Here is a 20,935-nt window from a genome sequence, read left to right as displayed (position 1 = left end):
TTAAACAATTAAGTTTAAACAGTTAACCAAATTACTTATCTTTGCGGCCTGATGAAACAACAATATTCAAATCTTATCGCTGTTAAATTCCTTTAACAAGGTTTCATCTTTTTACACCCAAAATTTTATTATGCTTAACCCTGAAATAGAAAAACGTAAAACCTTTGCCATTATTAGTCACCCCGATGCGGGCAAAACCACATTAACAGAAAAATTTCTGCTTTTTGGTGGTGCCATTAACACTGCTGGTGCGGTAAAAAGGAACAAAGCGAACCAAAGTAATACTTCCGATTTTATGGAGATCGAAAAGCAGCGTGGTATCTCGGTTGCAACTTCGGTAATGGGTTTCGAATACAGCGGCAAACGCATCAATATTCTGGATACACCTGGTCACAAAGATTTCGCCGAAGATACTTACCGGACTTTATCAGCAGTGGATAGTGTGATTTTAGTGGTCGACTGTGTAAAAGGTGTGGAGGAACAGACTGAGAAACTGATGTCGGTTTGCCGGATGCGTAATACCCCGGTAATTATATTCATCAACAAAATGGACCGTGAGGGTAAAGAAGCTTACGATTTATTGGATGAGATTGAAGAAAAACTGAACATCAGCCTTTGTCCGCTTTCCTGGCCAATTGGTCAGGGGCATACCTTTAAAGGCGTTTATAGCATTTATAATAAACATTTAAATTTATTCAATTCGGATAAAACCAAGGTAACCGATTCGGTTGTGGCGGCAAACGATTTGAATGATCCATCTTTATTAAATTACCTCAAAGAAAACGAGATCAATACCTTAAAAGACGATGTAGAGCTTGTTGATGGCATTTATGGTAAAATAGATAAGGATTTATATACCGATGGTTTGGTTGCGCCTGTATTTTTTGGCAGTGCGATTAATAACTTCGGGATTAAAGAGCTTTTGGATACTTTTATCGATATTGCTCCAAGTCCACGCCATAGAGAAGCCGAAGAACGTGATGTATTGGTTGGAGAGAAAAACTTCAGTGGGTTTGTATTTAAAATCCACGCCAATCTCGATCCGAAACACCGCGATAGAATCGCATTTTTGCGTATTTGTTCAGGTAAATTTGAGCGTAATAAATTTTATTACCATACCCGCCAGGATAAGAAACTGAAATTCTCTAACCCGATGGATTTTATGGCGAACGAAAAAAGCATTGTTGAAGAAGCATGGCCGGGCGATGTGGTGGGTTTGTACGATAGCGGCAACTTTAAAATCGGCGATACCTTAACCGAAGGTGAAAAACTGCAGTTTAAAGGAATCCCGAGTTTCTCTCCGTCTATCTTCAAAGAGGTAGAAAACATGGATCCAATGCGTACAAAACAATTGGAAAAAGGTATTGAGCAGTTAACCGATGAAGGCGTGGCGCAGTTATTCGTGATGCAGCCCGGAAACAGGAAGGTGATTGGTGCCGTGGGCGAACTTCAGTTTGAGGTAATCAATTTCAGGTTAGAGCATGAGTATGGTGCAAAATGTCGTTTCCGTACCTTAAGTTATACCCGTTCGAGCTGGGTAACTTCTACCGACAGAAAAAAACTGGAAGAATTTGTAAAACGTAAGCAGCAGCACATCGGTTTCGATAAAGAAGCCAATCCGGTTTATCTGGCCGATAGCGAATACATGATTAATTTAACCAAACAGGATTATCCTGATATCGAATTCCATAAAACAAGCGAGTTTAAGAGTTAGAATTGAAGGGGAGAATGATTGAATGAGTGAATTTTGAATGAGAGAATAGCCTCATAGCTGCCAACATTCTCTCATTCAATCATTCATTAATGTAATTATTCATACTGGCTAAAAGTTTGCTCTAAACGTTTTTTAATTTTAGAAATCAAGAACCTCGGCGAAAGCACCTTAACGCATTCTCCAAAACCCAGAATTTCCCGTTCGAGTTCATAGTTTAATACGACATCGATCCGGAAAGTGGTTGTTTTATCATTTTTTGTTAAAATTACCTGCGATGAATGCAAAGGTTTGGTTACCACATAAGGTGCATGATCGTTGGTAAATTCAAGAATCACTTTCTGGGCACGATCTTTCTCATTTTTGGTTACACCGATTAAATCTTCGTAATACCGGTCGAAATCTACCCCTTGATAAGGAACAAATTCTTCGTTGGGCAATTCCTGAAATTCTATAATCCGATCCAAAGCTAAATTTAAGATCCCTGGTCGTTTTTTGGGCTTACAGATTAAAAACCATCTGTTTCTATACTCCTTTAATAAATATGGAAAATAAATACCCTGTTGCGATTGCTGCGCTTTAAAAGATTTATACTCAATTAATAACGACCGTTTGTTTAAAACTGCCTGGTACAAGGGTGGAATGCACTCTAAACCCTTAACCAGTTTATTGCTTTCCAGCTGGATATTATTCCCGCTCTGCTTGGTCGATTTGTAGAGGTTATTTTCCAAACGGGCAATCATATCGCTCATTTCGTCGAAATAATTAAAGGCATTAAACTGTTTCAGTACTCCAACAATTTCCTTCATTTTATCTACATCCGCATTGTTGATGGGCGCCTTGGTAATACTGAAATTTGGATCTTCGTAAGCATAAAAGCGTTTATCTTTCACTACTATTGGTGCATTGTAACCCAGTTTATCACTCCGCATCAGCTGAATATCGGCCTGAACGGTGCGTTTGCTCACCCCGGTGGTAATCCCTTCCAATTCGTAAAGCGTTTCCGATACTTTCTCGATAAGATCTTCTAATGTCCATTTCCGGAAACGGTTTCTCAAACAATCGTCTATAGTTTTATACCTGATGAGCGCTAATTTATTTACTGCCATTTTGGAATGGTTTTAGGTTTCTGCAAGATATCAGTTGATTTCATTAGGTATAAATATAGGAAAGTGCTTAACATCTACGCAGTGTAATTGCGCAGATTATGATAAAGAGAAACTTTTTTTAAGTAAAATAAAATTTATTTATCCAATTATCAAATAGTTAACTTATTTATTGTAAAATAATTTTAACTACGCAAATCAGCCGCGTAGAGGTGATGGCATCTTTGTAATGTCGCCAATCGATAAAGTTCTTTGAAAAATATTAATAATAACAATCTGATTTGTAAAATACAGTTTACCGTTTTAAATGATACGCGCTCTCTGTTATGCTGTGCTAGTTATCAGGCTCAGCAAGAAACCCCTGTTCCCGATAGGTGGAACAGGGTTACGTTAATGCAAATCAGATCATATAAAGAAATTCCGATAAATAATCGGAATGGCAATACTAAATAAAAAATTATCCAATGTTGTGGGTTTCTGAACAGCCCCAAAGTATTCGGGCACATTGCGTAGAATATACTGATAACGATTATGATAGATTGTCTGAACACGTTGTGTGCCGTGGGTTCGAATCCCACTTCCGGTTCTGCCGGAATAATTCAGGGGTAGAATAACAACACCAAAATGCAGGTTCGAATCCTGCTTCCAAACACCACTTGGAATCGCATAAGGGTAATGCAATGGATTTAGGTTCCATCTAAAAAGAAGGGCAACTTTTCAAACCGCCCACCAAAACCAGCGTTGCGCAACTGCATTTGGCTTAAAGATTTTTCGGAATCCAAAAAGCAAATCTGTGTTTGCTCTGTAAGGATTAGTGCAGCAGGAAAAGATTTAAAAATCAAATGGGTTAAATCGAAAAGGTAAAATGCTCCAAAGGCTATAAAACCAATAAGAAAAACCACCTTTCATTTTTAAACAAAACCTGATCAACTTTTTCTTCCGCAAAAAACAGATAAATGTTCTTGCGCAGCGCTTTTAAGAGAAAAATTAACATACCTATTTAAGTCCTCCTCTCAAGGGGAGGATTTAGGTAGGGCTAACTCCAAAAAACATGAAAAGAGTAACCATTAACACCAATTATGTTGGATTGGTGTTTAAAAAAGGAAAATTAAAAAACGTTTTAACAGCAGGAACCTACTGGTTAGGTTTTGGCGAAAGCATTGCTTTTTACGATATAGCCAAAGAGTACCATTACTCGGTTGCCGAATTGGACATCTTGCTGGAAAATGCAGATTTTACAGACCTGATCCATTTAGTAAGCGTTGCTGACAACGAATTGGCTCTAGTTTATCAGAACAAAAACTTTAAGTCTGTTTTAACCGCAGGCCGACATGCCATTTGGAAAGGTCTATCGGAATATACTTTTGTTAAAGTAGATATTAGTAATATTAATATTGACGGAACTATTGATAAAAATTTGCTGGAAAAGGTGCCCTTATTGAATTATATCAGGTCTTATAAAGTAGAATCGTTCGAAAAAGGGCTGTTATTTATCGATGGCAAATTCGAAAATGTGGTTGAAGCAGGAAATTATGTTTACTGGAAAAACAGTACCACTATTCAGCTTTTGAAAACCGATGTGAGACAACTGAATATGGAGATTATCGGTCAGGAGATTTTAACTAAAGATAAAGCGCAGTTGAGGGTAAACTTCAGTATCCAGTATAAAGTTGAGGATATTATCAAGGCATTACTGGATAACAAGGAATTCGAAAAACAATTGTACATCACCATGCAATTGGCATTAAGAGAGTGTATTGGCTTAATGACTTTTGACGAATTGATGGAAAGTAAGGAAAAAGTTGCCGAAATGGTAACTACAATTACCTTGGATAAGGTTGAAAACCTTGGCGTAAAACTAACCAATTGTGGTGTTAAAGACATCGTTTTACCAGGCGATGTTAAGGAAATCATGAACCAGGTTTTAGTTGCCGAAAAACGAGCACAGGCCAATATCATTACCCGGAGAGAAGAAACTGCCTCGACCAGAAGTTTGCTTAACACGGCCAAATTGATGGAAGATAACAGCATGTTGTATAAATTGAAAGAGATGGAATACGTAGAGAAAATCGCGGAGAAAATCAACAACATCAGCTTATCGGGCAGCGGACAAATTGTAGATCAATTGAAACAGATCTTCGTAAAATAAATTAAATTTAGAAACCCCTCGGTTAGGTGCATGTTGCCTGCCGGGGATTAAAAGTAAAACAATGAACAACAACATAACAGGTAATAACCTGATCGAAATAGGTTATACCGAAGGAAAAATAGTAGGCCTGGCCTTAAATATCCTGAAAGATAATTTTGCAGATATTGAAGAAAAAGAATTATTGGCCTTATTTAAAAAAGTAAAAGACTATCCCGAAAGTTTTTTGGACGACGAGGTATTGAATACATTGGCAGCAGCCGTGATTGAAGAAGCTAATCCAAAATCAGACGGATCTATCGAACTGATCAACGATGCTAAAAACTATTCTATTTTCGGCGCGGATTATATTGAAGAAGGTGCAAGAAATCAAATGAATATTGCCATGAAACTGCCTGTTTCGGTAGCGGGTGCATTAATGCCCGATGCGCATCAAGGTTATGGTTTGCCAATCGGTGGTGTTTTAGCCACCAGAAATGCAATTATTCCATACGGTGTTGGTGTGGATATCGGTTGCCGTATGGCTTTGAGTATTTTCGATATTCCTGAAAAACATTATTTCGGGAAAGACGCGATGTACAAAAGAGAATTGATTGCATTTACCAAATTCGGTGCAGGTCAGAATTTTAAAGACAATGAAAGGGCCGATCATGAAGTTTTAGAAGATGAAGCGTTTAACTCTACTCCTTTTCTTAAAAACTTACATGGAAAAGCTTGGGCACAATTGGGTACTTCGGGTGGCGGTAACCACTTTGTAGAATGGGGAATTATTGTTTTTGCTGAACGCGATGAGATTTTAAACATCGATAAAGGCCGTTATGTGGCTTTGTTAACCCACTCTGGTTCGCGTGGTTTTGGGGCTACTGTGGCAGATCATTATACCAAACTGGCAAAAGAGATTTGTAAACTCCCTAAAGAGGCTGCAAATCTTGCTTATCTCGATTTGAATAAGGCCGAAGGACAAGAATATTGGATCGCGATGAATTTAGCCGGCGATTATGCTTCGGCTTGCCATGAAGTGATCCATAAAAGATTAACAAAGGCAATCGGTGCAAAAGTTTTAGCTAAAGTAGAAAACCACCATAATTTTGCATGGAAAGAGATGTTTGAAGGTGAAGAAGTAATTGTTCACCGAAAAGGTGCTACCCCAGCAGGCAAAGGTGTAATGGGGATTATTCCGGGAAGTATGACGGCTCCAGGTTTTTTGGTGCGCGGTAAGGGCGAAACAAGCGCCATCAACTCGGCATCGCATGGTGCCGGACGTGCAATGAGCCGCTCCAAAGCCTTTCAATCGATTACGAAATCAGATATGAAAGCGATTTTAAAGGACCATAATGTAACTTTAATCGGTGCAGGTTTAGATGAAGCACCAATGGCTTATAAAGACATTAATAAGGTGATGGCAGCACAAACCGAACTCGTTGACGTAGTGGCTAAATTTGAGCCAAAAATGGTGCGAATGGCCGATGATGGAAGTAGAGAGGATTAGTCCCCGGTCTAAAGTCCTTAGTCTTAAATCTACAGTAAAATCCAATAAAAATGTCGTCATCTCGACTGAAACGCAGTGGAATGGAGAGATCTAATCTCGCAAAAAAGACGCTGAAACAAGTTCAGGGTGACGACTCGCTTTAATAATCGTTATCTCGATTAGAGCAATCTCAGAGCGGAGAGATCTATCTCGAGATAGATTTTGCTTCGCAGAGCCTTCGGGTTCTCGACTGAGTTATACTTCGTTCTAAATAATGATAAAACAAAAATCCTCTTCAATTAATTTTGAAGAGGATTTTTCGTTTTTTGTCTAACCGATCGGAACAAGCTTAACTTAAATAAACCTGATTGATGGGAAAAGCTCCCGATTTTTCATCGGGACTTGTACCAAAAAGCAGGACTGCAATAACCGATGAGCATTACAATTGCTTTCCAAAAAATTTATTAATACGGGCAATAGATAGTTCTATTTCAATTTACTCAAAGCTGTTTTAATCCTTGGCAACATGTCTTTGATATCCTGTAAAGTACAAGCACCAACAGATGCCCTGAACCATGGCATACTGTCTTCGTTCCCGAAAGCAGAGAATGGTACCAAAGCGGCTCCGGCTTCTTTGATCAGGTAGAAATTTACATCTGCACTATCTTTTAAAACTTTACCATCCTCGGTCGTTTTTCCGATATAATCGATTTTAATGGTTAAATAAATGGCACCCATCGGCTCCACGGCATCAACGTTAAAACCTTCGGCTTTTAGTTCGTTAAAACCATTGTATAGTGCATTTAAACTATCCTGGATTTGCGCTTTAAAGCTGGTCAGGAATGTATCAACCTGTGCTTTCTCGTTAAAATAATTAGACATGGCTACCTGCTCGGCTTTTGGTGCCCAGGCGCCCATATGGCCCACCAAAGCTTTCATCCTGTTAATAATATCTTCAGGACCAAAACCCCAGCCTACACGCACACCTGTAGCCGCCAAACACTTGGAGCTGCCATCAACAAAAACAGTAAATTCGCGCATTGCCGGACGTAATGAAACCGGATTGACGTGCTCTTTACCAAAAGTTAGAAGCGAATAAATCTGATCGTACATCATGTACAATGGTTTTTCATCGGCGCCACGCGTAGCATTTTCTTCTAAAACCGCATCGCAGATTTCGGCTAACGAATCTGCATCGAACATCGTTCCGGTTGGATTTAATGGTGAACACAAAGCCAATAAAGTTGCGCCTTTTAAATGCGGTTTCAACTGTGCTGCAGTTGGCATAAAATTATGTTCCGCATCAGTTTCTACTGCAATGGTTTTAGCAGAGGTTAAATGCGAGTAGTGGTTATTGTTCCATGATGGTGCCGGGAAAACCACAGTATCACCCGGATCGATCAAAGCCAGGTAAGTAGCATAAATCAAAGGACGCGAACCACCAGAAACCAAAATACTGTTGGTATTATATTCCAGTCCGAATCGATCTTTCAATAATTCTGAAACGGTTTCCCTTAAAGGCAAAACACCATCTGCAGGTGGATAATTGGTTTGATTTGCGTTATAGGCCTCTACAATCCCTGCTTTTAATTCAGTTGGAATCGGGTAGATGTTGGCATCGAAATCGCCAATGGTTAAATTGGCAATTGAAGCGCCTTTGCGTTTCATTTCGTTAACCTCATTACCAATTTTAATAATTTCTGAACCAATTAATGAACTGGCCAATACTGAAACTTTCATATGTATATATTGAAACTGCTTTTAGCAGATTTATAATGCTTTAATTATTTTTTGAAGTTCTTTTTTATCAATATTACGCTCTTCCGATTTATCATATAGGGTTAGCATACTGATAACGACACTATCCTGCATATTTGAAACCAAATAAGTTATTATTCTAAATCCACCACTTTTACCTTTACCCTTGCTTTTTACTGCTAGTCTGATTTTATATAGCCCTGCACCCAGATCAGTACCCTGTTGCGGATTCTCGAGAAGTTTCTCTTCAAGTTCATAGAGATCTTCAACTAAAGAAAGATATTTCTTTTTGTAGACTTTGGCTTTTTTGATAAAAACATCTGAATAAAGAACTTCATTAGCCATTAAATGTCTTTTAAACTTAAAGGCTTCCGTTTTCCTTGTTGCATTTCCTTAATCTCTTTTAAGGCTTGAGCAATTTCAGAGGTTATCGGGCTTGTTGGTTCAGATTTAACTTTTGCACCAATTTTGCTAAGGAATTCTTTTACAAAACCTGCGTCTTTATCCTTGATTTCTATTGTTAAAGTTGTCATAATTACAAATTTAGCATAATTTATTTAACCAGATGCTCTATTGCTTTATTCACTTTTCCGAAACCAAATTGCGAAAGCACGTCTTGCATTGCTGCACTAATTTGCTCATTACAAAGGTTGCCTATGCTTCCTTCGTGTGTATGATGTATTTGGCCAGATGGAGCAAAAGTACCATTTTCTATCTGTTCGCCAACAATTTTATAAGCCTCTCTAAATGGAACGCCTTGCAGCGCCAGATGGTTCACTACTTCAACGCTAAACAGGTAATCATATTTTTTGTCCTTCAAAATATCATCTTTGATGGTGATGTTCTGAAACATAAAAGTGGCGATTTCCAAACATTCGTTTAAAGAAGTAATCGCCGGAAAAAGGTTTTCTTTTAACAGCTGCAAATCGCGGTGATAACCTGATGGTAAATTGGTAATCATCATTGCAATTTCATTCGGCAGGGCCTGGATTTTATTGCAGCGCGAACGGATCAGTTCAAAAACATCCGGATTTTTTTTATGCGGCATAATGCTCGAACCTGTAGTCAACTCTGCAGGAAAGCTGATGAAACCGAAATTCTGGTTGATGAACAAGCAAACATCCATCGCCATTTTAGCTAAGGTTGCGGCCACTGCGCTCATGGCCTGTGCCAAAATCCTTTCGGTTTTACCACGGCCCATCTGCGCATACACTACATTGTAGTTTAAGCTTTCGAAGCCCAATAATTCGGTTGTTAGAGTCCTGTTTAAAGGAAATGACGAACCATAACCAGCAGCAGAACCCAATGGATTTTTATTGGTGATTTTCCAGGCAGCAAGCATCAGCTCCATATCATCGGCAAGGCTTTCGGCGTAAGCGCCAAACCACAAACCAAATGATGACGGCATGGCAATCTGCAAATGGGTATAACCTGGCATTAATTTGTCTTTATGCGTATTGCTCAGTTCAATTAACTGATTAAACAAAGTTGAAGTCTGATTAACCATATCTTCGATGCAGGCCCTGAAAAACAATTTCAGATCGACCAAAACCTGATCGTTGCGCGACCTACCGCTATGGATTTTTTTACCTGCTTCGCCAATACGCTGGGTTAAGAGCCATTCTACCTGCGAGTGCACATCTTCTACACTGTTTTCGATGGTAAAATTTCCGGCTTCGATTTCAGCATAAATGTTTTTAAGTTCCTGCTGAACGGTTTTTAATTCATCAGCAGTTAGGAGATTAATGGTCTCGAGCATTTGTGTATGTGCCAAAGAGCCCAAAACATCAAATTTTGCCATCTGCAGGTCCAGTTCGCGGTCTTTCCCTACCGTAAAACTTTCTACAAACTGATTAACATCTATATTTTTTTGCCAGATTTTCATTATAGTCTTTATTTTTTAACGGCAATGAAGCTTGCTACGCAGGTTTCATATTCCATTATTTACTGAAGTTCTAAACAAGAAAATTCATCCTGTTTAACAAAATCGTTTATTAATTCTTTTTTTTCTATTAAGGTTTTTGCGATTCCAGTGGTGGTATTATTTCCAAAACGAAGCCAGACTATTTTAGGAGGATGCCCATATAAGTTCGAAAATTCGTAAAAATCTGCATCGAAGGTTACAATTACATAGCTGTTCTGACCAGCAAAAGTCCAGATTTCCTTATCTGATTTGTTTTCTAATTTCAACCGTCTTATTTGATCACAAGCTGGAAAATCAGCCTCTAAAAGTTTTGTTATCCTATGTGATATGTTTTGGTCGAACAATAATTTCACTAGGCAACTCTTATATTATGTTCCCTGTCTGCAGAGTAGGCCAGACAGGCTAATACTTCCTCTTCTTTAATTTCAGGAAAATCTTCTAAAATATTCTGAATAGTCATTCCGTTAGATAACCAACTCAAAACATCATAAACAGCAATCCTGGTTCCTTTGATACAAGGTTTACCAAAGCGTTTATTCGAATTGATCTCTATGAAATTAGAATAAGTTTTCATCATGTAAAGATAAACAATATTATAAGAATTTACTCATAGGATACTTTTAAGCCTTTGATTTCGAACCGTTAACCTACAATAACCGGTTTCAGCATATTTACATAACCTGCAACTCCTTCGGCCACTTCGTGTACGTACAAAAACTCATCAGCCATGTGCGATCGACCTGAAAAACCTGGTCCACATTTTACCGACGGAATATCCAGTAAAGCCTGATCAGAGGTAGTTGGCGAGCCATAAGTAGTTTTTCCCAATGCCACACCAGCCTGAACTACCGGATGGTTTTTATCAATTGACGAAGGTTTTAAACGGATAGAACGCGGGGTAACATCACAATCAACATTTGCGCGGATAATTTCCAAAACTTCTTCATTGGTGTAGGCATCGGTAACACGTACATCAACCGTGAAAGTACAATTTGCCGGAACAACATTGTGTTGCGAACCTGCATTAATAATGGTTACCGTCATTTTTAACGGACCAAAAACTTCAGATACTTTAGGAAACTGATAATTTCTGAACCATTCGATATCTTTCAGCGCTTTGTAAATGGCGTTTTCTCCTTCTTCACGGGCGGCATGACCAGCTTTACCGTGAGATACACAATCTAACACCAATAAACCGCGTTCGGCAATGGCTAAATTCATTTCTGTTGGTTCGCCTACAATTCCGAATTCCAGTTCACCTAAATCGGGCAGAACCAGTTCTAAACCGTTATTGCCAGAAATTTCTTCCTCAGCTGTTGCGGCCAGACAGATGTTGTATTTCAGGTTTTCCTGTTCGTAATAATATAAAAACGTACCGATTAACGAAACCAGACATCCACCTGCATCATTGCTGCCCAATCCGAATAATTTGTCACCTTCAATTGCGGCATCATAAGGATCGCGGGTATAACCAGAATTTGGCTTTACCGTATCATGATGCGAATTTAAAAGCAATGTAGGTTTATTTGCATCAAAATGTTTGTTATAAGCCCAAACGTTGTTCATTTTACGCTGAGTCTTAATCCCTCTCTCCTCCAAAAACTGCGCAATTAAATTCGCCGTCCGGTCTTCTTCTTTACTAAAAGACTGGATGCGGATTAACTGTCGCAATAAATCCAGACTTTCTTTTTGTATATTTTCTAGTAACATAGTATCAAGTAGTTAGTATCAGTAGCAAGATAAGTTTTATCTTTAACCTGTTACTTTTAATTTTGGTTAGGTATATCATCCATCTTACCTTAACCATTTTACATCGATTTTAACCTTCTTTGGTATATAAATTCCCCGCTTTTAAAGCCGAGAGTTTAATACCTTTTATCAGTGATGAACTAAAACCGTTGTGCTCCATTTCGTTTAAACCGGCAATGGTACAACCTTTCGGCGAAGTTACTTTATCTATTTCTGATTCCGGGTGTGTTCCATGTAATAAAAGCAAATCGGCGGCACCTTTTGCAGTTTGCACGGCCATTTTTAGCGCCTCATCGGCGTGAAAACCAATTTCTACACCACCTTGCGATGCTGCACGGATTGCCCTTAGAAAAAATGCAATCCCACAGGCGCAAAGTGCAGTAGCCGAAGTCATTAAATCTTCGTTTATTTTAACCACAGATCCAACGGTTTCAAACATCCTGGTCACATTTGCTATGTTTTCCACCGAAGCATTATCACTGGCCATACAAGTCATTGATTGGCCGATGGCGATGGCCGTATTTGGCATTACACGGATTACCTCAACATCAGCTCCCAGTTTTTCCTTCACCGCAGCACAGCTCACACCCGAAATTACCGAAATAACCAAATGTTTAGCAGGAGCTATTGATGATTGAATTTCATCTAAAACTGTATTTAATTGCTGGGGAAGAACCGCTAAAATCACCACATCGGCATCAACAACAGCTTGTTTATTGTTATTACTTACCTTAAAACCGGCTTCTGCATACGATTTTAAATGGTCGATATTTCTACGGGTAAGTGTGATGTCGGCAGCTTGTGCAAAATTGGCTTTTACCAAACCTTTTGCTAAAGATAAACCGATATTTCCACTACCGATTATGGCTATTTTTTTTGTCATGTTTACTAATTTTCCTGCGGGTTGATTACACAGATGATTTGATTACACAGATTTATATTTTCCTTCGGTTTTTGAAAAGCAATTTCAGTAATTCTATTGATGTTCAGTCCTGCTATCCATTACAAGTCCTGATGAAAAATCGGGAGCTTTCCATTACTATCAGGTTTAGTTTGCAAAAGCAGTGGTAAATCGGTTTCTTTTTCCCTCCAAATGCCTATAAAATTTACATTCAGAAAGTTAGCACAACAAAGAATTACAAATGCAACTCGGTGCCTTTGTGTCCTGATTGTTAAAATCTTTTAGCGATGAGTTTATGCATCTCGACAACCCCCTCCGCTTTCTATCTTCCTGCCTTCTACCTCTACTTTAGCATTTTGGTTCCGAAAGTACCTTCGGCAAGTTCAGCCAGTTCATCGGCCTTACCAATATATACTGCTGAAACACCTTTTTTTATGGCTTCGAATGCATTGTGCAGCTTAGGAATCATGCCGCCTTGTACCGTTCCATCTGCTTTTAAACTTTCAAATTCATCAGCTCTGATTTCTCTTACTACCGAAGCATCATCGTTAACATCTTTTAGCACGCCTTTTTTCTCAAAGCAATATACCAAACGCGTTTCATATAATCCCGACATCGCCACTGCAACAGAAGAGGCAATGGTATCGGCATTGGTATTTAAAAGTTGCGTATCACCATCATGTGTAATGGCACATAAAACCGGAACGAAGCCAGCTTTTAACAAACTATCTAAAGTTGTTGAAGAAACAGAATTTTCATCCAGATCGCCAACGAAACCGTAATCGATTACGGCACCAGCCAATGGTCCTGGAGCTGAACCATGTGTTACGGTTTTTAACGGACGCTTGGTTGCTTTGATCACATTTCCATCTGCACCGCTCAATCCGATGGCATTACTTCCTTTAGCCTGCAGTTGCGCCACCATGTTCTTATTAATCAAACCAGCGTAAACCATGGTAACAATCCGCAGGGTTTCAATATCCGTAATCCGCCTACCCTCAACCATTTTGGCTTCAATACCTAATGATTCGCCTAGTTCGGTAGCAATTTTACCACCTCCATGCACCAGGATTTTATCACCGGGCAATGCGGTAAAATCCAGTAAAAACTGGTGCAGGTTTTCTGAATTATCGATTACGTTGCCACCAATTTTTATGATAGTGAGTTGTTTATTCTTCATTTTTATAGAAAATTTCTGAAAGCTGGTGTAGTTTTTCTACAAGTAACTTTTTATCAATGAGTTTAGTTTCATAATCTGCAATTAAGGCTGGCGACAAGTTTCTGGCCAAGGCATATTCCACAACTTCAACATCTTTACCTTTGCACAACAAGACACCAATACTTGGGTTTTCATGAGGCCGTTTAACATCTCTATCCAAAGCTTCGAGATAGAAATTTAATTTTCCCAAAAATTCCGGTTGAAATTCTTCTATCTTCAATTCAAATAGAACCATACACTGCAAATCGCGGTGATAAAATAATAAATCTGTATAGTAATCTTTATTTCCTACCTGCAGTCTGTATTCACTCCCCATATACGTAAAACCCTTTCCCATTTCTAATATGAAATTTTGCAGGTTTTTAATCAATGCCTGCTGCAGGTCATTTTCAGAATGAATTTCGGGTAAAGCTAAAAACTCAAAAACATAAGGGTCTTTAAAAATTCCTTTGGGTAATTGTTTCGTCATTGCTAAACTAAACTTACTACCAAGCATAGTCCGTTCAAAAGTAGCAGAATTTAATTGGCGCTCAAGTTCTCTTACAGATAATTTTTCTTTGATAGAATTATGGATATAAAATAGCTTTTCCTCTATAGTTTTGGTTTTGTTTAAAATGTGTAAATGAGAAGACCAGGGTATTTGTGTCAACACTGTTGTCACAAATTTATTTAACTCATTATCAGCATCTTGAAATTGTGCCATCAGTGTTGACACAATTTCCTTATCACTATAAACTTCATAAAATTGTTTCATTCTATAAAGCCCACGACGATTAAACCCTTTTAAAAAGGGTTGTTTATCTGCAATATAGTTTACTAAATCATTTACAGTCCCATCACCCCATTTCCCATTGGCAACTTTTTCGGAAACAATTTGACCAACACTAAAATATAACATTACTAATTCTGCATTCGCTTTACTGTAAACCCGGTTCCGGGCTTCTGTAATAAGCAAAATAATCTGCTCGAAATCTGTTGTTATATTTTTCATTGGCTTTCCCATCCAACTAATGCTATTTCAATTCCTCCAACATTGCCTTAATTACTGCCTGTGCAGCCCATAAACGGTTTCCAGCTTCGTGGATTACCAATGAGTTTGGCCCATCTAAAATTTCAGATGATAATTCTAAATCACGGCGTACTGGTAAACAATGCATTACTTTGGCATCGTTGGTAAATTTCAACTTTTCGTTGTTCATCATCCAGCCATCGGGGTAGGTTAACACTTTACCGTATTCTTTATAACTGCTCCAGTTTTTTACATACACATAATCTGCCCCGGCTAAAGCTTCCTCTAAATTATACTGAATATTGGCATTAGGCGTAAAATCTTCCGAAAGCTCGTAGCCTTCGGGCTGAGCAATGGTAAAATCGATCATACCTTCTTCCTGTGCTTTACACATCCATTCTGCAAAAGAATTGGGTACTGCCTGAGGCAAAGCCTTTACATGAGGCGCCCAGGCTAAAACTACTTTTGGTTTACGCCCGTCGGGTTGTTTTGTCCAGGTTTCGTGAATGGTAATAATATCAGCAAAACTCTGTAAAGGGTGACGTGTTGCACTCTCTAAACTCACTACAGGTACAGCACAGTATTTCACAAATTTATTGAAGAAATCTTCGCTGTAATCCTCTTCACGGTTGTTCAATTTCGGGAAAGAACGCAGGCCCAAAATATCGCAGTATTGCCCCATAACTGCTGCAGCTTCACGGATATGTTCAACGGTTGTGCCGTTCATTACCACGCCATCCTGTGTTTCTAAAGCCCAGCCTTCTTTGTCCATATTCATCACCATTACATTCATACCCAGATTTAAGGCGGCCTTTTGCGTACTTAACCGGGTACGTAAACTCGGGTTCATAAAAACCAAGCCCAGGGTTTTGTTTTTACCTAAATCCTGGTGGGCATATGGGTTTGCTTTTAACGCAAGCGCATCATTTACAAATTGTTTGATGCTTGGAACATCGTGTACGGAAGTGAACAAGTTCATCTTTTCTATGAGGTTAAAGGTGAGGGCTGAAAGGTTGAAGGTTTGTTCTCCCTCAATCTCGCCATCCCTCAAAATTTATAATTGCGATTAGTATCGCCTGATTTAATTTTTATTTTATAATTCTTAGCCTTTTCGCAGGCCTTCCACCCTGCTACCTTCCTGCCATCTAACTTATTTTACTAATTTTCTAAATGCCGCTAAAAATTCATCAGCGTGCGCTTTAGTCAAGTTTAAAGCAGGCAATAAACGAATTACGTTAGGTTTAGCTTCGCCAGTAAAAATATGGTGTGTAAATAATAGTTCTTTTTTAACATGTGCAAGTTCTTCGGGTAATTCAATCCCGATCATTAATCCGCGACCGCGTACTTCTACCACCTGCTCAAATTTTTTCAATTCAGCAATCAGGTAATTTCCAACTTCTTCGGCATTTTTGATCAGGTTATCTTTTTCCATCACTTCTAAAACCGCCAGTGCAGCAGCGCAGGCCAAATGATTACCGCCAAAAGTTGTACCTAATTCGCCATGCCAAGGTTTAAATTTAGGTGCAATGGAAATCCCGGCAACAGGAAATCCATTCCCCATTCCTTTTGCCATGGTATAAACATCGGCTTCGACACCCGAATAATCGTGTGAGTAAAAAGAGCCGGTGCGTCCGTAGCCACACTGTACGCTATCAGCAATATAAACGGCATTATATTCATCACAAAGTGAACGGATTTTTTGAAGAAAGCTTTTAGAAGCTTCTTTGATCCCACCAACGCCCTGGATTCCTTCGATAATTACTGCTGAAATATCATTGCCCTGTGCTTTAAAAGTTTCTTCTAAAGCAACTTCATTGTTGAAAGGCAAAAAGATTACATTTTCGGTCTGGTTAACCGGAGCCACAATTTTAGGGTTATCGGTTACAGCAACGGCCAAAGAGGTACGTCCGTGGAAAGCGCCTGTAAAGGCAATCACTTTTTTTCTTCCGTTGTAAAATGAAGCCAGTTTTAAAGCATTTTCGTTTGCTTCGGCACCAGAATTACATAAAAACAGCTGAAAATCTTTTTTACCTGATACTTCACCCAATTTTTCGGCAAGCTGAACCTGTAATGGAATTTTAACTGAATTAGAGTAAAAACCAACTTTATTTAACTGATATGTCAAGCGCTGTACATAATGCGGATGGGTGTGGCCAATTGAAATTACAGCATGACCACCATATAAATCTAGGTATTGTTGTTCGTTAGCATCCCAAACATTGCTGCCTGCTGCTTTGGTAATTTCTATATCGTTAAGTGGGTAAACGTCGAATAAGTTCATTTTTTAATAAGTTTAAAGACCAAAGACTAAAGACCAAAGCTTCCTGCAATATTTCATATAGCATCAAGCCTAATCTATTAGTATTCAATCTTGGTTATTGTCTAAGGTGTTTAATTAAGCCAATTAACATTGCTTTAACTTCACCAGCCATTTTATAAATTTCTAAATATTTGCTTTCTTCAAGATATTCTAAATCTTTTGCCAGAAAACAAGCGTATTCCATTTCTTGAACAGAGCCTAGAGCATTATCAAGAAAATGTGCAAAATCTTTTTCGGTCCGCCGCCCTGCCCCTTCAACAATATTTAATGGAACAGAATATGCCGCTCTTTTTACCTGACTTTGCAAATCGTATTTTTCATGAGCAGGAAAATCAGGCAAAATGAATTTATAGATATATAGAACCATCAAATGTGATTTCTTCCAAACATCCAATTTCTGATAATCTCTCATTTTCTAAGCTTAAAGGCAAAAGCAAAAAGACTAAGCTTAATGCGATATTTTAATCATTATTTAATTTATGTTGGCATCATGCTATATTCGCTTTGGTCTTTGGTCTTTCAGCTTTGATCTATAAGCCTTCTACCTAGAAATTAGCGGCCTTTAACTTAAGTCCCGCTGTTTCATCAAAGCCGAACATTAAGTTCATATTCTGAACGGCTTGTCCGCTGGCGCCTTTTAACAGGTTATCTATAATGCTGATGATAAATAATTTACCGCCATGTTTTTCTACATGAACCAGTGCTTTATTGGTATTCACCACTTGCTTTAAATCGATATTATTCCGGCTTACATGCGTAAAAGGATGCGCACTATAATACGCTTCGTAAATATTTTGTACTTCTTCCAAAGTTAAATCAGTTTCAAGGTACATCGCAGCCAAAATCCCCCTGGTAAATGCTCCACGCTGTGGAATAAAGTTTAAAGCATCAGAAAGTGATGGCTGTAACTGCAACAAACTCTCGCTGATTTCGTTCAGGTGCTGATGCTCAAACGCCTTATAAATGGAAAGGTTATTATTTCTCCAGCTGAAATGCGAAGTAGTTGATAAACTCTGTCCGGCACCGGTTGAGCCCGTAGTTGCATTGATGTGAACTTCTTTATTAATCAGGCCTTTTGCAGCCAGGGGCAATAAACCCAACTGAATGCAAGTGGCAAAACAACCTGGATTGGCAATATTTTTGGCCGTTTTAATTTTATCTCGGTTTAATTCCGGTAGTCCGTAAACAAATTCGCGGTTTTCGAATGCCGATTTTTCATGTAACCTGAAATCCTGTGATAAATCGATGATTTTAATGTCTTCGCTGATCGGATTAGCGGCTAAAAACTTTTTCGCATCGCCATGACCAACACAAAGAAAAAGTACATCAATATCCTGTGGAATATCGCTTACAAATTTTAAATCTGTATCGCCGATCAAATCTGTATGTACATCAGAAATCAGGTTTCCGGCGTTACTGGTACTATTTACAAAAGCAATTTCAACATTTGGGTGATTAACCAGGATGCGCAACATTTCGCCCCCTGTGTAACCTGCACCACCAATTATTCCTGCTTTAATTTTATTCATCTCTATGAGTTTAGTGCTATTTTATAAAGAAAAAATTCCTCGTCATTTCCCTGCTTTACAAAACCGATACTTTCGTACAGGTGCTGCGCAGTAAAATTGTTAATAGCGGTTTCTAATTGTACAAATGTAGACCCGTTGTTTCTGGCAAAATCCATGGCGGTTTTAATCAGTTTTTCGCCGATCCCCTGCTTGCGGTAATCTTCAGCAACATATAAATCGTTTAGGATCCAGTTTTTACTTAATTTTACTGAAGAATATTTTGGATATAACTGTGTAAAACCCACGGGCTGCAAACGATCATCATCAATGGCTACAAAAATGACCGATTCGTTGTGCTGTAAACGTTCATTGATAAAAGCACTGGCCATCCCGATATCCGAAAACTGCTTATAAAAAATACGATACTGGTTAAACAGGCCAACTATTAGGTGAGCTTCTGTTAATCCTATCTGTTTTATCGTTATATTATTCACAATCGGTTCTGTCATTTTGGGTTGATGGAGTTGAAAAAAGTATAAATTCTAAATCATCAACGCCAGTGTTCATGATTTTATGTTTATCACCGGCTTTAATCTGTAAACCTTTATTGGCATCAACTGTAAATGTTTCGCCTTCAATTAAAAAGGTTGCCTGTCCTTTCAATATGAAGAAAAATTGTTCTGCATAAGTATGGAAATGTAGTTTTTCTGCTGTTTGAGCCGGCATTAATTCTTGTTTAATTGCCGCCTCCGGCTTGTTCACAAAATTCCATCCATCACAATTATCGCCCCATTTATAGTGACTTAAACAGTTATCTTTTGAAAGGATTTCGTTCATTTATTTAAGGTGTAGGGTTTGAGGCTTAAGGTGTAAGGTTTAAGTTCATTCAGCCTTAAACCTTATACCCTTTACCTTATGCCCTTGATATTATGCTTCGTTATTTACCTTGTGCCAGATCATTACCTGGTTGCCGAATATTTTAGAGAAACCCTTAACATCTTCTCCACTCCAGGCGTTGTTCATTTCGCCGTAGCTACCAAATTTATTGCTCATTAAATCATGGTTAGATTCAATTCCGATAATCTGGAAACGGTATGGCAACAGCTCTACAAATACTTTACCACTCACAAATTTTTGTGTATCGGCTAAAAAGGCTTCGATGTTCCGCATAATCGGATCGTGGAACTGACCTTCGTGCAGCCAGTTACCATAAAAAGATGATAATTGCTCTTTCCAGCTTAACTGCCATTTGGTTAAAGTATGTTTTTCTAAAGTATGGTGTGCTTTAATGATGATGATTGGTCCGGCAGCTTCAAAACCCACACGACCTTTAATACCAATAATGGTATCGCCCACGTGGATATCCCTGCCAATACCGAAAGGTTGTGCAATAGCCTGTAATTTCTGGATTGCCCTTACCGGCGCCAGTTTTTCGCCATCAATGGCAACCAGTTCGCCTTTTTCGAAAGTTAATTCTACTTTACGTGCTGCTGTTTCGGTAACCTGGGTTGGCCATGCACTTTCAGGCAAAGTTTCATGTGATGTTAAAGTCTCTTTTCCACCTACCGAAGTTCCCCATAAACCTTTATTGATCGAGTATCTTGCTTTTTCGGCACTATATTCTACGCCATGCTGCGCCAGATATTCAATTTCTGCTTCGCGTGATAATTTTAAATCCCTGATCGGGGTAATAATTTCCACTCCCGGGATCAGGATATTAAAGATCATATCAAAACGTACCTGATCGTTACCTGCACCGGTACTACCGTGGGCTACATAATCAGCTCCGATTTTTTTAACATAGTTAGCAATAGCAGTGGCCTGACTTACACGTTCTGCACTAACCGATAATGGATAAGTTGCATTTTTTAATACGTTACCAAAAATCAGGTATTTAATACAATCATCATAATAACCCTCTGTTTCATCTACCACAGCATGCGATTTTACGCCCAAAGCATATGCCCTTTTCTCAATTTCCTGCAACTCTTCGTCAGAGAAACCACCGGTATTTACAATTACCGAGTGTACTTCCAATCCGCGGTCTTGTGCCAGGTAAATACAACAAAATGAGGTATCTAATCCTCCGCTAAATGCTAAAACAACTTTTTTCATG

21 protein-coding genes and 1 tRNA gene are annotated in these 20,935 nt (G+C 38.7%); 4 read left to right on the top strand and 18 right to left on the bottom strand.

The window, feature by feature from the left end; genetic code table 11:
• Nucleotides 1-130 precede the first annotated feature (130 nt).
• Nucleotides 131-1,714, top strand: coding sequence for a peptide chain release factor 3 (locus ACTJKC_RS16980; RefSeq protein WP_344852472.1), 1,584 nt, complete (start codon nt 131-133; stop codon nt 1,712-1,714).
• A 95-nt stretch (nt 1,715-1,809) separates the two neighbouring features.
• Here ACTJKC_RS16980 and ACTJKC_RS16975 read toward each other — a convergent pair whose 3' ends face one another.
• Nucleotides 1,810-2,820 (bottom strand): helix-turn-helix transcriptional regulator, encoded by a 1,011-nt coding sequence (locus ACTJKC_RS16975; protein WP_440793751.1) that lies wholly within the window; start codon nt 2,818-2,820, stop codon nt 1,810-1,812.
• A gap of 580 nt (nt 2,821-3,400) precedes the next feature.
• Between ACTJKC_RS16975 and ACTJKC_RS16970 the strand changes: the two genes are divergently transcribed.
• The 3 genes from ACTJKC_RS16970 (at nt 3,401) to ACTJKC_RS16960 (ending at nt 6,452) form a co-directional block, all read left to right on the top strand.
• Nucleotides 3,401-3,472: transfer RNA gene (locus tag ACTJKC_RS16970), tRNA-Ser, on the top strand.
• A 396-nt stretch (nt 3,473-3,868) separates the two neighbouring features.
• The gene (locus ACTJKC_RS16965) at nt 3,869-4,966 is read left to right on the top strand and encodes a slipin family protein (RefSeq protein WP_440793749.1); all 1,098 of its coding nucleotides are present in this window, start codon (nt 3,869-3,871) and stop codon (nt 4,964-4,966) included.
• Between the two features lie 61 nt (nt 4,967-5,027).
• On the top strand, nt 5,028-6,452 hold the full coding sequence (locus ACTJKC_RS16960; protein WP_440793747.1) for an RtcB family protein: 1,425 nt from the start codon (nt 5,028-5,030) through the stop codon (nt 6,450-6,452).
• Between the two features lie 465 nt (nt 6,453-6,917).
• Here the strand turns inward: ACTJKC_RS16960 and ACTJKC_RS16955 are convergent, their stop codons facing one another.
• From ACTJKC_RS16955 to argG, 17 genes are all read right to left on the bottom strand, one after another.
• Nucleotides 6,918-8,171: a pyridoxal phosphate-dependent aminotransferase gene (locus ACTJKC_RS16955; RefSeq protein WP_440793745.1), complete on the bottom strand. Its 1,254-nt coding sequence runs from the start codon at nt 8,169-8,171 to the stop codon at nt 6,918-6,920.
• 30 nt (nt 8,172-8,201) lie between these two features.
• Nucleotides 8,202-8,534, bottom strand: coding sequence for a type II toxin-antitoxin system RelE/ParE family toxin (locus ACTJKC_RS16950; protein WP_440793743.1), 333 nt, complete (start codon nt 8,532-8,534; stop codon nt 8,202-8,204).
• On the bottom strand, nt 8,534-8,722 hold the full coding sequence (locus ACTJKC_RS16945; protein WP_440793741.1) for a hypothetical protein: 189 nt from the start codon (nt 8,720-8,722) through the stop codon (nt 8,534-8,536). The genes ACTJKC_RS16950 and ACTJKC_RS16945 overlap by 1 nt, the downstream gene beginning before the upstream one ends.
• Nucleotides 8,723-8,742: 20 nt before the next feature.
• Nucleotides 8,743-10,074 carry an argininosuccinate lyase gene (argH, locus tag ACTJKC_RS16940; RefSeq protein ID WP_440793739.1) on the bottom strand — a complete coding sequence of 444 codons (1,332 nt, stop codon included), beginning with the start codon at nt 10,072-10,074 and terminating at the stop codon, nt 8,743-8,745.
• A gap of 59 nt (nt 10,075-10,133) precedes the next feature.
• Nucleotides 10,134-10,466 carry a DUF5615 family PIN-like protein gene (locus tag ACTJKC_RS16935; protein ID WP_440793737.1) on the bottom strand — a complete coding sequence of 111 codons (333 nt, stop codon included), beginning with the start codon at nt 10,464-10,466 and terminating at the stop codon, nt 10,134-10,136.
• Nucleotides 10,466-10,690: a DUF433 domain-containing protein gene (locus tag ACTJKC_RS16930; protein ID WP_440793735.1), complete on the bottom strand. Its 225-nt coding sequence runs from the start codon at nt 10,688-10,690 to the stop codon at nt 10,466-10,468. The genes ACTJKC_RS16935 and ACTJKC_RS16930 overlap by 1 nt, the downstream gene beginning before the upstream one ends.
• Nucleotides 10,691-10,755: 65 nt before the next feature.
• Nucleotides 10,756-11,823: a M20 family metallo-hydrolase gene (locus tag ACTJKC_RS16925; RefSeq protein WP_440793733.1), complete on the bottom strand. Its 1,068-nt coding sequence runs from the start codon at nt 11,821-11,823 to the stop codon at nt 10,756-10,758.
• 109 nt (nt 11,824-11,932) lie between these two features.
• Nucleotides 11,933-12,745, bottom strand: a complete 813-nt coding sequence (gene proC, locus ACTJKC_RS16920) for a pyrroline-5-carboxylate reductase (protein WP_440793731.1) — start codon at nt 12,743-12,745, stop codon at nt 11,933-11,935.
• A gap of 361 nt (nt 12,746-13,106) precedes the next feature.
• Nucleotides 13,107-13,943, bottom strand: coding sequence for an acetylglutamate kinase (gene argB, locus ACTJKC_RS16915; protein ID WP_440793729.1), 837 nt, complete (start codon nt 13,941-13,943; stop codon nt 13,107-13,109).
• Nucleotides 13,933-14,973, bottom strand: a complete 1,041-nt coding sequence (locus ACTJKC_RS16910; RefSeq protein ID WP_440793727.1) for a PDDEXK nuclease domain-containing protein — start codon at nt 14,971-14,973, stop codon at nt 13,933-13,935. Before ACTJKC_RS16910 ends, argB begins: the two co-directional genes overlap by 11 nt.
• Nucleotides 14,974-14,995: 22 nt before the next feature.
• Complete coding sequence (locus ACTJKC_RS16905; protein WP_440793725.1) at nt 14,996-15,970, bottom strand: acetylornithine carbamoyltransferase; 975 nt, start codon at nt 15,968-15,970, stop codon at nt 14,996-14,998.
• Between the two features lie 171 nt (nt 15,971-16,141).
• Nucleotides 16,142-17,272: an aspartate aminotransferase family protein gene (locus tag ACTJKC_RS16900; RefSeq protein WP_440793723.1), complete on the bottom strand. Its 1,131-nt coding sequence runs from the start codon at nt 17,270-17,272 to the stop codon at nt 16,142-16,144.
• A 94-nt stretch (nt 17,273-17,366) separates the two neighbouring features.
• Nucleotides 17,367-17,723, bottom strand: a complete 357-nt coding sequence (locus ACTJKC_RS16895) for a four helix bundle protein (protein WP_440793721.1) — start codon at nt 17,721-17,723, stop codon at nt 17,367-17,369.
• A 133-nt stretch (nt 17,724-17,856) separates the two neighbouring features.
• Nucleotides 17,857-18,840, bottom strand: coding sequence for an N-acetyl-gamma-glutamyl-phosphate reductase (argC, locus tag ACTJKC_RS16890; RefSeq protein ID WP_440793719.1), 984 nt, complete (start codon nt 18,838-18,840; stop codon nt 17,857-17,859).
• A gap of 2 nt (nt 18,841-18,842) precedes the next feature.
• The gene (locus ACTJKC_RS16885) at nt 18,843-19,328 is read right to left on the bottom strand and encodes a GNAT family N-acetyltransferase (protein ID WP_440793717.1); all 486 of its coding nucleotides are present in this window, start codon (nt 19,326-19,328) and stop codon (nt 18,843-18,845) included.
• Nucleotides 19,306-19,656, bottom strand: a complete 351-nt coding sequence (locus ACTJKC_RS16880; protein ID WP_440793715.1) for a cupin domain-containing protein — start codon at nt 19,654-19,656, stop codon at nt 19,306-19,308. The genes ACTJKC_RS16885 and ACTJKC_RS16880 overlap by 23 nt, the downstream gene beginning before the upstream one ends.
• A gap of 90 nt (nt 19,657-19,746) precedes the next feature.
• Nucleotides 19,747-20,934 carry an argininosuccinate synthase gene (gene argG / locus ACTJKC_RS16875; protein WP_440793713.1) on the bottom strand — a complete coding sequence of 396 codons (1,188 nt, stop codon included), beginning with the start codon at nt 20,932-20,934 and terminating at the stop codon, nt 19,747-19,749.
• Between the last annotated feature and the right edge of the window lies 1 nt (nt 20,935).

This window comes from Pedobacter sp. 22226, from assembly GCF_052045455.1.
GTDB classification, from domain to species: Bacteria; Bacteroidota; Bacteroidia; order Sphingobacteriales; family Sphingobacteriaceae; genus Pedobacter; species Pedobacter jeongneungensis.
The sequence above is the reverse complement of the archived record's forward strand: the minus strand, read 5'-3'. Positions and strand labels throughout refer to the sequence as shown.